Annotated in this window: 11 protein-coding genes; 9 read left to right on the top strand and 2 right to left on the bottom strand. The window is 41.1% G+C overall.

Going from position 1 to position 13635, the window contains the following annotated elements; translation table 11 throughout:
* Nucleotides 1-72 precede the first annotated feature (72 nt).
* A complete protein-coding gene (locus DW743_RS15175) occupies nucleotides 73-1269 on the bottom strand; it encodes a cation:proton antiporter (protein WP_055226128.1) in 1197 nt (398 codons plus the stop codon).
* An 849-nt stretch (nucleotides 1270-2118) separates the two neighbouring features.
* Here DW743_RS15175 and DW743_RS15165 point away from each other — a divergent pair.
* The 5 genes from DW743_RS15165 (at nucleotide 2119) to DW743_RS15145 (ending at nucleotide 6855) form a co-directional block, all read left to right on the top strand.
* Nucleotides 2119-3048, top strand: a complete 930-nt coding sequence (locus DW743_RS15165) for a calcium/sodium antiporter (protein ID WP_055226130.1) — start codon at nucleotides 2119-2121, stop codon at nucleotides 3046-3048.
* A gap of 372 nt (nucleotides 3049-3420) precedes the next feature.
* Nucleotides 3421-3786 carry a BlaI/MecI/CopY family transcriptional regulator gene (locus DW743_RS15155; protein WP_055226132.1) on the top strand — a complete coding sequence of 122 codons (366 nt, stop codon included), beginning with the start codon at nucleotides 3421-3423 and terminating at the stop codon, nucleotides 3784-3786.
* 29 nt (nucleotides 3787-3815) lie between these two features.
* On the top strand, nucleotides 3816-5030 hold the full coding sequence (locus tag DW743_RS15150) for a M56 family metallopeptidase (protein ID WP_117762071.1): 1215 nt from the start codon (nucleotides 3816-3818) through the stop codon (nucleotides 5028-5030).
* A 109-nt stretch (nucleotides 5031-5139) separates the two neighbouring features.
* The gene (locus tag DW743_RS17895) at nucleotides 5140-5496 is read left to right on the top strand and encodes a hypothetical protein (protein WP_055226135.1); all 357 of its coding nucleotides are present in this window, start codon (nucleotides 5140-5142) and stop codon (nucleotides 5494-5496) included.
* 90 nt (nucleotides 5497-5586) lie between these two features.
* Complete coding sequence (locus tag DW743_RS15145) at nucleotides 5587-6855, top strand: extracellular solute-binding protein (RefSeq protein WP_055226137.1); 1269 nt, start codon at nucleotides 5587-5589, stop codon at nucleotides 6853-6855.
* Between the two features lie 376 nt (nucleotides 6856-7231).
* On the opposite strand, the gene DW743_RS15140 is transcribed toward DW743_RS15145, so the two are convergent.
* Nucleotides 7232-7864 carry a nucleotide exchange factor GrpE gene (locus DW743_RS15140; protein WP_082424849.1) on the bottom strand — a complete coding sequence of 211 codons (633 nt, stop codon included), beginning with the start codon at nucleotides 7862-7864 and terminating at the stop codon, nucleotides 7232-7234.
* Between the two features lie 249 nt (nucleotides 7865-8113).
* On the opposite strand from DW743_RS15140, the gene DW743_RS15135 reads away from it, so the two are divergent.
* The 4 genes from DW743_RS15135 to DW743_RS15125 all read left to right on the top strand — a co-directional run bounded on the left by DW743_RS15135 (nucleotide 8114) and on the right by DW743_RS15125 (nucleotide 13550).
* Nucleotides 8114-9907 carry a family 43 glycosylhydrolase gene (locus tag DW743_RS15135; protein WP_117762070.1) on the top strand — a complete coding sequence of 598 codons (1794 nt, stop codon included), beginning with the start codon at nucleotides 8114-8116 and terminating at the stop codon, nucleotides 9905-9907.
* Between the two features lie 91 nt (nucleotides 9908-9998).
* Nucleotides 9999-12152 carry a glycoside hydrolase family 3 N-terminal domain-containing protein gene (locus tag DW743_RS15130; protein ID WP_117762069.1) on the top strand — a complete coding sequence of 718 codons (2154 nt, stop codon included), beginning with the start codon at nucleotides 9999-10001 and terminating at the stop codon, nucleotides 12150-12152.
* A 12-nt stretch (nucleotides 12153-12164) separates the two neighbouring features.
* Nucleotides 12165-12299: a hypothetical protein gene (locus DW743_RS18660; protein ID WP_264292963.1), complete on the top strand. Its 135-nt coding sequence runs from the start codon at nucleotides 12165-12167 to the stop codon at nucleotides 12297-12299.
* Nucleotides 12300-13550 carry a glycosyl hydrolase family 28 protein gene (locus DW743_RS15125; protein ID WP_117762068.1) on the top strand — a complete coding sequence of 417 codons (1251 nt, stop codon included), beginning with the start codon at nucleotides 12300-12302 and terminating at the stop codon, nucleotides 13548-13550.
* Nucleotides 13551-13635: the final 85 nt, after the last annotated feature.

The following is a 13635-nucleotide window of genomic DNA, read 5'->3' as shown; positions in this document are numbered from 1 at the left end:
TACCGGTTGATACGAAAAAAACAGGGCGCTGTGCAGGAAATGGCACAGCGCCCTGTTTTGGTAAAAGGAAAGTCAGGATGCCTTTGCAGAATCTTTTGCCGTCGGCATTTTCGCGTATAAGATTTTCAGTATAATCGGTGTTGCAACACTCGAGAAGAGAATCAGCAGAATCACGGCACTGAAGAAATCGCCGGATAAAAAGCCTGCATTCAGACCCTTTTGCGCGACGATCAGACAGACTTCACCGCGGGTCATCATACCGACACCGATTTTCAGGCTGTCGCCCCAGGTAAAGCCGCATCCCTTTGACATCAGGCCACAGCCGATGATTTTTGCGACAAGGCCGACGATGACGAAACAGATGGCAAAGAGTACGAATTTCTCGTTCATGCCGCTGAGCGTTGTTTTGAGTCCGATACTTGCAAAGAAAATCGGTCCGAAAATCATATAGGAGCTGATATCCATTTTTTCTTCGATGTAATCGGAAGAATCGAGGGAACACAGGATAACGCCCGCAACGTATGCACCGGTAATATCGGCGATGCCGAAATATTTTTCGGAAATGTAGGACAGTCCGAAGCAGAGCGCAAGACCCAGAATCGGGAGACGGCGGGTGTGCGGAAATACGGAGTTCATGCGGTTGAACAGCTTAAAGCAGAGAAAACCGAGCACAATCGCAAGGGCAAAAAACAGAATGGTGGAGGCTGCTACTTTCAGCGGATTGGATGTCGGATCTTTAAAACCGATGACAACAGTCAGCACAATGATACCAATGACATCGTCGATGATGGCTGCATTTAAGATGGTTGTTCCAACCTCTGTTTTCAGCTTGCCGAGTTCTTTCAAGGCCTGTACGGTGATGCTGACCGATGTCGCAGTCAGAATAACACCGATAAAAACAGCGTGGTAAAATTCTTCCGTTCCGACAGCAGAGAAGCCATAAAAGCTCATGTATAAGATGGCTCCAAGAACGAGAGGAACAAAAACACCGGCACAGGCGATCAGCAGGGATTTCACTCCGGTGCGGAGCAGATCCTTCAGGCTGGTGCCAAGACCTGCGGAGAACATCAGCAAAATGACACCGATCTCCGCCATCTGTGCGAGAAAGTCAGACTGCTGAACGAGTCCCAGCACACTGGGTCCAAGGACAATACCGGCAATCAGCTCGCCCACAACCTGCGGAGCCTTGCATTTTCTGGCAAGAATACCAAACAATTTTGCGAATACGATAATGATTGCCAGGTCTTTTAAAATGACATACGTATCCATGAAAAAGATACCCCCTTTTATGAATTTTATGTATGTGTCGGCAGCTTGAAAGAGCAATGCCGGAGTTTGATACGCATACATTTTCAGTATAGCAAAAATTGAGAAAAAATACTATCGGCAAGAAAGAAAAAATAAAGTAAAACGGAAAAATGATGCAGGCGTATGGAACCGTTCTTTTGTAAAACAAAACTGGAAAAGAGGATTGTGAGGGTTATTGTCAGATTAAGAGGAGTGAACGGTAATGGAAAAAGAGATATAGAAAAGAGCATGTAGATATAGTATGATCAAAGCAGCAAATAAATTTTACATGGAGTTTAAAAAGCGGGATCAAAGAAAAAACGGGTAAAGGGAAACTATTATGAATGGCTAAACAACCCATGTTTTCATGGTGAGGTGGATCGGGAAAACATAGAACTCTCGGACATTATTACATTTCATTTTTATGGTGATTATACGCATGCACGAAGAATGGTAAAGTTTTTGAAACAGTTTAATCGTCCGCTGATTAATACAGAATGGATGCATAATTTGTATCATGCAGATTTTACTCCGTATGATCAGGAGGAGTTGGATATACTAAAGAAGTGTAATGAAGATAAGAATATCTGGAAATAAGGAACTAGGAGAAACAAAAACGTTGACGAAAAAAAAGAAATTTGATAAACTGGAAAAATAAAAGGGAGTAGCTAGCCAACCGTGTTCACTTCTTCGTCAGTACAGCTATTGATATTCAATAACTCGGAAAGTGATTAAATAGCGAGACTTTTACTGTAGATGCAGTAGGAGTCTCTTTTTTTATGCCTATAACACCTGCTGCAAAGAATGCAAAAGAAAGAGAGGAAGATACGTATGATGTTACAGGCAGGGATTTTGATAGTGGGTTTCCTTTTTCTGGTAAAAGGAGCAGACTGGTTTGTGGAAGGGTCTGCAAGCATAGCAAGAAAGTTTGGAATTCCCCAGCTGATTATCGGACTTACCATTGTTGCAATGGGAACGAGTATGCCGGAGGCTGCTGTAAGTATTACCGCAGCGATGCAGCAGAACGCAGGAATTACGATAGGAAATGTGGTTGGAAGCAATATTTTGAATATTTTTATTATTCTCGGACTTACGGCATTAATAACAAATGTGGCAATACAAAGGTCTACCTTGTTTTATGAAATACCGTTTATGATGTTTGTTACGGTAGTTTTAATGATATGCGGAATCACAGGAGGAAAAGTAACGTTTGCCGAGGGCATAGTCTTATGGGTACTGTTTCTTGTATATCTTGGCTATTTGTTTGTAATGTCGAAAAAAGGGGAAAATCCGGAAGAGGAGGAAGCGAAAAATTATCCTGTCTGGAAATGTCTTCTTTTGATGGTGGCAGGCGGCGTCCTGGTTGTAAAAGGAAGTGATTTTGCCGTCAGCGGGGCAACCGAGATTGCACGATACTTTGGAATGAGTGAGCGTTTTATCGGACTGACGATTGTTGCTCTCGGAACATCCCTTCCGGAGCTGGTAACATCTGTGACAGCAGCAAAAAGAGGGAATGCAGGAATTGCAATCGGAAATATTGTCGGAAGCAATATTTTTAACATTTTATTTGTAATTGGAACAGCCGCACTGATCTGTCCTGTGCCATTTGAAACTAAATTTATTGTAGACACAGGAATCGCAATTCTGGCAGGTCTGGTTTTATGGATTGGGACGTACAAGAACAGGGAATTACGGAAAACGTGTGGTGTCGTTATGCTTTTATGCTATGCAGGATATTTTGCATATTTATGTGTGGTATAGGATGAACCATTTTTGATGAAACCATTATTTAAGCACCGACCATTTGGCCGGTGCTTTTGAAGTGCATTCAAAGCTATGCGAAACGGAAGAAAAAATCAAGAATCATGCTAGAATCTAGTACATCGTTTTGTAAATAACTATACCAATCACGCAGGATGCAGATTCGAGTGTGCAGGTATAAAAATGTAGGCGTAGCGGGCTACGCCGAGGCTTTTATGCCTGTGCAATCAGATTTGCAGACAAGTGAGTGGTATAGTTATTTCGAAAACGATGTACTAGCTTCGGAAGGCGGAAAACAGTCCCAAAAAGTGCAACAATTTTCTGGAAAATATGCTATAATCTGGTCAAAGTAGAGAAAAGCGGAGAGTAGAAATGAAAAAATTACCAGAATCAGAACAGGAAATTATGATGATTGTATGGGAATATGCGGAACCTGTCAGCCGATTTCAAATTGAAGAGAAATTGAATGTAGAGAAAAACATTGCACCGAGTACCATTTTAACATTGCTTACTCGTTTGGAAAAAAAAGGATTTATTCAAAAAGTGAGGAATGGGAAATCAAATCTTTATGTACCATTAGTAGAAAAAGAAAACTATATAGGCACAGTTGGAAAAAACATGTTAGATAAAATGTTTCAAGGGTCATTAGCAAAATTCGCATCGTCATTGTATGATGGAGAAAAACTTAGCTCAAAAGAGGTTAAGCAATTGCAGGAATTTATTGACAGACAAAAATAGAAAAAGTGGTGTAGAGGACATAGTTACAGATGGCATTTATCATAAAGTGGAATCTTTTCATAGGCATAGTCGCATTTATGGCATATGTTATACAAAAAATAATGGGGAAAAGACTCGGTCATTACTGGAGAAAGGTAGTCTGGATACTTCTGACAATTAAAATGTGCTTTCCGTTTTGGAGTGTGACGGAGAAATTCCGGCAACATTTTTTTATAATTTCTATGCCGGCATATTATATGGGGGAACAAAATCAAAAGACTGCGATCATGACGAAAATTGGAAACGTTTCAATTCGAGAGTGGATGTCAGGCGAAAAATTTTTGCCGTATATATGGCTTGCAGGGATGATTTTATGCCTTTTGTTTCACGCAATACAATATAGAATATGGAAAAAAAGAATATTTGCAGAATGTAAAAGAATGCAAAAAAATTCCGTATTAGAAGCTCTAAAAAAAGCAAGCGAAGTTTGTAAAATAAAAAAAACAGAAATATGGGTCTGTGAAAATCAAGATTTTTATTCTCCTATGTTGTTTGGTGTACGAAATACAAAAGTATTGATTCCACAAGAAATGCTGGAAACGGAAAATTACTCCTATGAAGAATGGTATTTGATTTTTTTACATGAATTGACACATCAGAAAAAACACGATTTATGGTATAAAAGGTTTCTTCAAATTATAAGGGATGTTTATTGGTTTTGTATCCCAATGCTGTGGGTGCAAAAAATGGCAAATATAGATATCGAATGTGTCTGTGATGAGACTGTTACAAAACATATGAATCTGACGCAACGGAAAGATTATTGCAATGTTATTTTAAAAGTGGCTTCAAAACAAACGAAAAAAGAATTATCTGGAGTTGTTTCAATGGTATCAGAAACAGAGATACTGAAAGAACGATTTTACAATGTGTTTTTAGCAAGAAAAAAACTTCGAATATACGTCACTGTTTTTCTTTTTGGAATAATTATTTTGAGTTTTTCGGAAATGCAAATAGCGCGACAAATATGGTCATCATCGCATATAGAAAATTGTCCCAAATGCAAAGCTGCGGTACAAGGAGAAGTGGTTTGGAATGCATGGGAAAATGAAAAAAATGTAGTATGTACACATCAATATGCATGGGGAGATGACTTACAGAAAGCCAGATATGGAGTAGAAAAAATCAGGTGTAATGAATGTGGAAATTTTTTTGAGATAAAGATCAGGCAAGAAAAAATAGTCTGCCATGGGTATAATGATTAATTAGACAAACGTAGAAAAAGATTGACAAAAAGTAGGAAGTGTGGTATTTTTTATTATACAAATGTAGAATGTACGTTGACAGGTATAATAAATTTTTAAGGAAAAAAGTATGAAAGCGGTAAAGAAAAAAATTTCCATTTTTCTAATGACCTTAATGTTGGCCAGTACATTTTCTGCCAATGTAACAAAAGCGGATGTTATCGAAAGTAAGAATACTTTTGCGTATGAAGAAATTATGCCGTATGCTACAGTTTGCCCGAGATGTGGAGGAAGAATAACATCGTCAACCGTATGGGGAAGCTGGATAAGCAGTGGTACAGTTACATGTACTCATGGTCACGCATGGGGAACTGATTTGAAGCAGTATAGAACAGGAATAAAAACTACAAAATGTTTAAATTGTAACGCAGGAAATACTGCTAATGTGAAAGAAACAAGAACAATTTGTCACGGATATGATAATTAATGGTTAAAACACAAGGCTGTTGTATGATATGTAAAAAAACAGAAGTCATGCAATAGCCTTGTGCTATATAGAAACATAGGGGGTAGCATAATGATGGGAAAAAGGTTGAAAGAAATTTTTGGTTTGATTCTGATTAACATCACATTAGTCAGTGGGAGCTTAAATGCAGAAACGGTATATGCAGATACACAAGCCAAGATTGAAATTGAGAAAACGGAAATGCCATTAAAAATTTGTGTTGATGAAGAAAATAAAAAAACGGTACTTCAAATAGTGGCAGCCTGGAAGAAAATATATAAAAATAATGGAGTGGAATTAATGGTAATCCCATCAGGGCAACAGGCTTCGGAAGAAAAAGTACAGGAGATCCAGAATGAAATTACGACGGGAGAAGGGCCGGATGTATTTTTCGCAGAAGGGCCGAATCCGACTTGGAGTGAGCAAAGAGTAGTTGTTTTTGAAGACCCCAAAAAAGAAATGTATCAGGGAACCTTTCTTTCGTTGAAACCATACATGAAATATTTTGATATAGATATTTTAGAAGAGAAGATTTTGTCTGCAGGTATGGCTAATGAGGAACAAATACTGCTTCCTATGACATACGATTATTTTCTATATGCATTTACAACACAGGATTTACCGGAAAATACAGAAATATCAAGAAATTGGCTGGAATTAGCCAGACAAAAAGAAAAAGCAATTCAACAGATTGTAGGGCAAAGAAGTGGGGTTCAATTTTTTGATACATTTAGTGAGGTGGTTGATTATAAGAAAAAAACACTTCTATATTCGGAAGAGCAGATAAAAAAAGTTTTGGATGAAACAGTAGCATTAAAAACAAGATCATTAGCTTTAAACTGGAAAATAAAAGATACAGGAGTAGTAAGTCTAAATGATTTGGAAGAACTTGGAGGTGAAAAAACAGTTCATACGGTATTTGCAATGCCGAATCAGGAAGGCGGATTCACTGCAAATGTTACACTTTATGCAGGAATTAATAAGAACACAAAGCAACCTTTAAAAGCAGTCTCCTTTTTACAAATGCTATACAGTGAAGAAGTTTTATCGGGAAAAGGAATAGAGTTAGAAGATAAAAGAGAGGCAAGCAATATAAGATTTCCGCAAGGGGTTTCTATTTACAAAAAGGAACTAGAAAAACGAATGCGGAGTCTTTCGAGACAAGATCAAAAACAAATCAAAACGATACAGGAAGAAGTAAAAACTGTTCGATTTTATTCGGTATGGGACAGGGAACTTAATTCCTTATTATCTAAGTATGAGGCACAGGAAGATGAAAAGCAAAAAGAGCATGTCTTCATAAAAACAATACAGAAATGGAAGGAAAAAATACAGAAATGACATAAAAAATCAGTCCTGTGGAGTGAGAGTTGCAAGAAACAGATTTTCCGGAGTACTGTGGAACAGTCTGTAAAGCCAAAGCGGATATTCGCAATCCGCTTCGTTACTTGCTCATAACTGAATAGCTGCTTCGCAGCTTATCAGGACTTGGTTGATTCGGTTAAATTCTTTTAGGGTTTGTCAAGGGTAATGAGGAGCTTTAAAAACAGGCTCCTCTTCACCCTTAATTTATATATCGGTTAATGATCTGTGCGTTTGAGAAATTGATTCGTATATATCAAGACACACATGGCAGAGTATTATTTTTGACAGGATGATGAAACCATTATTTAAGCACCGACCATTTGGCCGGTGCTTTTGAAGTGCATTCAGAGCATTACTTTTGACAGGGATTTTTAGAAACAATAACTTTTGTCGGTCGATACAGTTTTTCACCGAAGAAGTAGCCTTTCTGTATTTCCTCGACAACTCTGTCTTCTTCCACCCGGTCTGTCTCTTCGATGTGTACTGCATCATGGATATGAGGATCAAATATTGCACCATTTGCTTCAATCGGTAAGACATTCAGCTGGTATAAATTCTGCGCCAAAGCTGTACGGAAATCCATCATAAGAAGTTTTTCATCCATATAGGCCCAGCGATTTGTCGTTCTTTCCGAACTGACAATTCCATATTCAAGATTGTCTTTTACAGCCAGCAGCTTTTCAATCCATGTGCTGACCCGGATGTTTGTATCTCCGTCATGACAGTCTGCAAATACTTCTTGTGTCTGTCTGGCGATCATCTGGATTCCCTTTCCAATTGCAGAATCCTTCGTTGTGGGGTTCAGATTTTTTGCACCCAGGCAAAACTCTTTTCCGGCCTGAAGTACATTTGCGAGAAGCTGTTTCGGTACGAAAACGGTGTTTATCGGGAAAGGTTCCGGTTTTTCTTCTGTGAATTGACTCAAATCTATCTTTGCACGTTTCTCTCCTGATTGCAGTATCAGGGTAAAATCGCCGCATTCCATTTCAACCTCGATCCATGCTGAAAACTCGGCTTGCAGATCTTGTTTTCTGCAATTTGAAATTACACGAATTATAAATCCAACACAGGAATTTGTCCAATACCTGAGACAAAAAACAGTCCAAAAAGTGCAACAAAAAAGTCAAATCAGAACATTTCCTTTCTTTGCGGGATATGCTAAACTTTTTCTATCATAAGAAAAAAGGATGTACGAACAGGGGTTTTTACGTACCGTCCGGAAAGAGGAATTTTGATGAAAAAACAGTATTTCTGCAATCCGTTAAATATGGATTACCGTTACCAGTTCATTCAGGATATGAGAAGCGGTGAGGACAAGATTTCCCGCGAGGCCGCCGATCTGTCGATGATTTTATTTCAGGGAAAATATTATATTTTTGCATCCATGACGTTGAGCGTCTGGGTTTCGGAGGATATGGTTCACTGGGAGAGCCACCGGCTGCCGGACAGCCTGCCGCTGTATGACTATGCGCCGGATGTGCGCGTGGTCGGCGATTACGTGTATTTCAGCGCATCCCGTCGTGGCACGATCTGCGATTTTTACCGCACGAAAGATATCCTGAACGGGCCGTTTGAGCGGATCCCGGGAACCTTCGATTTCTGGGATCCGAACCTGTTTCTTGATGATGACGGAAAGCTCTATTTTTACTGGGGATGCAATAACGTGACTCCGATCTGGGGTGTGGAGCTTGAACCGGAGACGATGGTTCCAAAGACCGAGAGAAAAGAACTGATCTACGGTCAGCCGGAAAAAATCGGATACGAGCGCGTCGGAGAAAATCATTCCAAAATGCCGCTGAGTGAAGAAGAAGCTGTTGAAAAATTTAAAGAATTTCTGAAAGCACAGGGAAAAGATGCGGATCATCTGACGGAGGAGCAGATCGGGTTTGCCAAAATTATGTTCAGTCAGAGACCGTTCATCGAGGGCGCATGGATGACGAAGCATGATGGAACCTATTACCTCCAGTATGCCGGCCCGGGAACGGAATACAACGTTTACGGTGACGGTGTTTACGAGAGTGATTCCCCGCTTGGCCCGTTCCGTCTGGCAAAGAACAATCCATATTCCTATAAACCGGGCGGATTCCTGCGCGGTGCAGGCCACGGTTCGACGATGGAAGACCGCTATGGAAACTGGTGGCATACCGCGACAATGCAGATCAGCAAAAACCACGATATGGAGCGTCGCGTCGGCATCTGGCGGGCAGGCTTCGACAAAGATGGTGTCCTGTTCTGCAATCAGCAGTTCGGCGACTGGCCGATGGCGGTGGAGCAGGCAAAAGAAGACCCGTGGGCAGAACCGGAGTGGTATCTCTTAAGCTATCAGAAAGCAATGACGGCATCGTCCTCGGAAGAAGGCAGAGAACCGTCGTTTGCGACAGATGAAAATATCCAGACCTGGTGGCGCGCAGCCGGAAATCAGCCGGGTGAGTGGATTTCGATGGATCTTGGTGAGGTAAAAGATGTCCGCGCCGTACAGATTAATTTTGCAGATGACAAAATCGATGCACCTCTGCCGGGCGAGCGTCAGGGGGAACGATATATCGACCCGAGCCAGCATAAGACCAGATGGCTGCTTGAGGCATCCGCCGATGGAACAAACTATTTTGTTCTGGCAGATAAATCAGACGCAGAAACCAATTTGCCGCATGATTTCGTCGTAAAAGAAGAGGGTGTACAGATCCGTTATCTGAAACTCACCGTTTTTGAAGTGCCGTACAATCAGAATCCATGCATCTCCGGTCTTCGCGTCTTCGGATTCGGTAACGGCGAAAAACCGTCTGCACCGCAGTACCAGGCAGAGCGGACCGGAACTATGGATATGCGCATCATCATCGAGCCACAGACAGACGCTGTCGGATACAACGTCCTCTGGGGTTTTGCACCGGACAAGCTGTATCACAGCTGCATGACCTTTATGCCGGAGCAAAATATTGGAGCGCTGGTAGAAGGCGAAACGGTGTATGTGAGAGTCGATGCGTTTAATGAGAATGGAATTACGGAAGGAACCGTAAGGCCGCTTGCATGATACAATTATATTGAAAAAGCAGAAAAACAGCTTAGGTGCTCTTTGGAGAAATGAACATTAGAAATAAACGGATTGAACATAAGGAGTATTTATGGAAATACATGAATTACAGCAATTGCTGTCAGAAATGTCATTACAGGAAAAAATAGGACAGATGGTGCAGCTCACCGGTGTATACTTTGATAAAGAGGCAGTACTCACCGGTGTTGTTGGCGAACAGTTACCACCGGAATGGATCATTCAATATGCCGGTTCAGTGCTTGGAGTGATCGGTAAAGATAAAATTTATGATATTCAGAGCAGATATATGGAACAGCATCCCCATCATATTCCGCTTCTTTTTATGGCAGATGTTATCCATGGATGTCGGACGATTTTTCCGATTCCGTTGGGGCAGGCGTGTTCATTTCATCCGGAACTGGTGTCTGAGGCGGCTTCTATAGCTGCCTTGGAGGCATCTTCAGAAGGGCTCAGAGCAACATTTTCTCCTATGATTGATGTTTCAAGAGATCCCAGATGGGGAAGGATGATGGAATCCTTTGGAGAAGATCCATATGTAAATGGGATCATGGGAAAAGCAATGGTAGATGGCTATCAGCAGAAAGATGATGCCGGAATAGCGGCATGCCTGAAGCATTTTGCGGGTTATGGGGCAGTGAATGCAGGAAGGGAATATAATGATGTTGAAATATCCAAGCGGACATTTCTGGAACAGTATGTAAAACCTTTCCGTATGGCATTAAAAGCAAAGCCTGCTATGGTCATGACAGCTTTTAATGCTATTGATCGTAAACCGATAAGCGGAAATAAGGAACTTCTTAAAGGGCTTCTGCGGGATAAGGAAGGATTTGAGGGAACTGTAATTTCAGATTGGGGCTCCATAGGTCAGCTGGAAGAACAGGGAGTGGCAGCTGATATGGAAGAAGCAGCAATCCAGGCTTCAGAAGCCGGTGTAGACATTGATATGATGAGTCCTGCTTATATGCTGTGTCTGGAAAAACTGGTAGAAAGCGGAAAAATCCCGAAAGCGTTTGTTGATGAAAGTGCATTCCGGGTCCTGATGATGAAAAATCAGCTGGGGCTTTTTGAAAATCCGTTTGCCGGTCTTGGAAAGAGTGGAAAACTGACTTTGCATAACCGGGAAAAGGCATATCAGCTGGCGGGCGAAAGCTGTGTCCTTTTGAAAAATGAAAAGCTGCTGCCATTAAGCAGGAAGAAGAAAGTTATCTGGGCAGGTCCTTATACAGCGTCAAGAGAACTATTAAGCCGCTGGTCAATTTTTGGAGAACATGAGGCAGTTGAAACAATAGAAGATGTTTTGCAAAAAAAGCAGATAGAAGCAGAATGTATTACAGGATGCAATATTCTTTCTGATGAAGAGTGTAAGGTATGGCAGGTGGAACAGGAATTGTCTGACAAGCCAAGGGATGAGCAGTGGCTGGAAACGATAACCCATGAAGATACGGTTGTATGTGTACTGGGTGAACATGAGTCCCAGTCAGGAGAGGCTGCCAGCAGGGCATTTCTGACTTTGCCGGAGGAACAGCAGGTGTTATTTGAAAAAATAGCAGAACGTACAAGTAATATTGTGACTGTGGTAATTACAGGAAGACCATTGGACCTGCGGAGGATATCGGAAAGATCCAAGGCTGTCATTATGGCATGGAGACCCGGCACTATGGGAGCTGAAGCAATCATAGATATTGTGTATGGCAGATTAAACCCTTCCGGCAAATTATCTGTGAGTATCCCATGGTGTGTGGGGCAGGTGCCCATAAGCTACTGGGATGTAAAAACCGGACATATATTTACAGAAGATAATTCAGAAAATCGTTTCACCAGCAGATATATGGATATCCCAAATACGCCGTTATATCCATTTGGCTATGGATTGTCTTATACAGAGTTTGATATTTCGGACATTGATGTGCAGATAGGCCAGGATAAAAAAGTACATATACATTGTAATGTGTGCAATACAGGGAATGTTGTGGGAGCAGAAGTAGTCCAGTGTTATTATGAAACATTATATGCATCTGTAGTACGTCCAAAGAAAGAACTTGTCCGTTTCCGAAAGGTTTTCCTGGAGCCGGGGGAAAAGAAGGATGTAGATTTTTTTATTGATCAGGAAGAATTCTCATATTATGGGAAAAACATGGAAACCGTCAGTAGCGGAATGAAACTGCGTATCAGTATTGGAAACAGTAGTGACCACCTTGTTTCTGAGAACATTATACAAGCATAGGAGAAAAGAGACATGAAGGATTTTGAAAATGATTTGATTTATTATCCTAATCCGGACCCGGTCAAGGAACCGAGATTTATTTTAAATTCTGTAGATGAATTGGAAAAATCAGCAAAATACAGTGTTACCTGCAATGGAACAGAGTGAGTGGTATACCATACAGATTCGTTTGACTATGTTGTTGTAGTAGATAACGAAGCGTATGATCTGGAGATTTCAATCCATGCATCATATGAAAAACTTGAAATCCGTCCGTCCAGCTTTGGCATAGTTCCTTCTGTAAAAGGAGAAACAATCCATATCCATCTTGATGAACCGAGAAAGTTTACTGTAGAGACAGATGGTGGTCTTCATGATGCGTTGTTTGTACTTTGCTCGCACAGGATTGAGAAACCGGCAGATACCACCATCTGCTTTGAAAAGGGCAAGGTATATAATGTAGGAGTTCTTACCTTAAAGTCCAATGATACGGTTTATATTGAGGAAGGTGCGGTTGTATCAGGGTGTGTATATGCAGACCACTGTGACAATATTTCCATTGTAGGAAACGGAATTATCAACGGATCCTGCTGGCATCTGCCGGACAGTAATGCACACCGTTTCTTTATCTATGCCAAGTGGTGTAATAATGTACTCTTAAAAGGCTTTACGGCTGTAGACGGACCTTCCTGGCATGTAGTTCCTGCGGCGTGTGACCATGTTGTGATTGATAATATGAATATTATGTCGAGGATTGTAACGGGAGACGGTATTGATATTACGAGCAGCCAGGATGTAGAGGTAAAAAATTGCTTTATCCGTTCCACAGACGACAGTATCTGCATCAAATCCCAAAGATTGTTTGAAGATCCGTCAACGGTACGTGATGTAACAAAAGTGCGTGTTCACAATAACGTAATCTGGAATGCAGAACCCGGTAATGCCATAGAGCTTGGTTATGCCCTCCAGAGCGAAATCCACGACCTGGTATTTGAAGACTGTGACATCATACACTGCCAGTATGAAGGAAACATGGGTGGTGCGGCGATTTCCATACATCAGGCAGATGGAGGTCATGTTCATGATATACATTATAAAAACATCAGAGTAGAGCAGGCAGAACAGAAACTGTTTGATATTAAGGTTCTGCTTTGCAAATATACGGAACAGCTTGCCAAAGGAGAGATTAATGATATCTATTTTGATAATATCCAGGTGCTGAACGGAGATGTCCCGGTTTCCGTAATCCGGGGGTACCAGACACCGACAGAAGAAGTACGTGTTCATGATGTCCATTTTGATAACATTACTTTTATGGGGAACAAGTGTGAAACCTGGCAGGATATGCGGCTAGTCATAGAACTGGCAAATGATATTTACGTCAACGGTGTCAGAACATGCAGACAGATGAAATTCTGAGAATATTACCATATAGGGAAGATTCAACAAATAATGGCAAGGATTCTCCCACCTCGATAGGTGGTGAGATGAATTGCAAATAAGA

This window comes from Blautia sp. AM28-27, assembly GCF_003480905.1.
GTDB classification, from domain to species: domain Bacteria; phylum Bacillota; class Clostridia; order Lachnospirales; family Lachnospiraceae; genus Fusicatenibacter; species Fusicatenibacter saccharivorans.
This window is presented reverse-complemented; position numbering and strand designations above follow the sequence as displayed.

What these genes read in the sequence shown, in the direction of transcription:
- DW743_RS15175 (WP_055226128.1), bottom strand. Translation starts at nt 1,269, where the DNA reads ATGGATACGTATGTCATTTTAAAAGACCTGGCAATCATTATCGTATTC.
- DW743_RS17895 (WP_055226135.1), top strand. Translation starts at nt 5,140, where the DNA reads ATGAAAGCGGTAAAGAAAAAAATTTCCATTTTTCTAATGACCTTAATG.
- DW743_RS15145 (WP_055226137.1), top strand. Translation starts at nt 5,587, where the DNA reads ATGATGGGAAAAAGGTTGAAAGAAATTTTTGGTTTGATTCTGATTAAC.
- DW743_RS18660 (WP_264292963.1), top strand. Translation starts at nt 12,165, where the DNA reads ATGAAGGATTTTGAAAATGATTTGATTTATTATCCTAATCCGGACCCG.
- DW743_RS15130 (WP_117762069.1), top strand. Translation starts at nt 9,999, where the DNA reads ATGGAAATACATGAATTACAGCAATTGCTGTCAGAAATGTCATTACAG.
- DW743_RS15150 (WP_117762071.1), top strand. Translation starts at nt 3,816, where the DNA reads ATGGCATTTATCATAAAGTGGAATCTTTTCATAGGCATAGTCGCATTT.
- DW743_RS15140 (WP_082424849.1), bottom strand. Translation starts at nt 7,864, where the DNA reads ATGGAATGCGGCGATTTTACCCTGATACTGCAATCAGGAGAGAAACGT.
- DW743_RS15135 (WP_117762070.1), top strand. Translation starts at nt 8,114, where the DNA reads ATGAAAAAACAGTATTTCTGCAATCCGTTAAATATGGATTACCGTTAC.
- DW743_RS15165 (WP_055226130.1), top strand. Translation starts at nt 2,119, where the DNA reads ATGATGTTACAGGCAGGGATTTTGATAGTGGGTTTCCTTTTTCTGGTA.
- DW743_RS15155 (WP_055226132.1), top strand. Translation starts at nt 3,421, where the DNA reads ATGAAAAAATTACCAGAATCAGAACAGGAAATTATGATGATTGTATGG.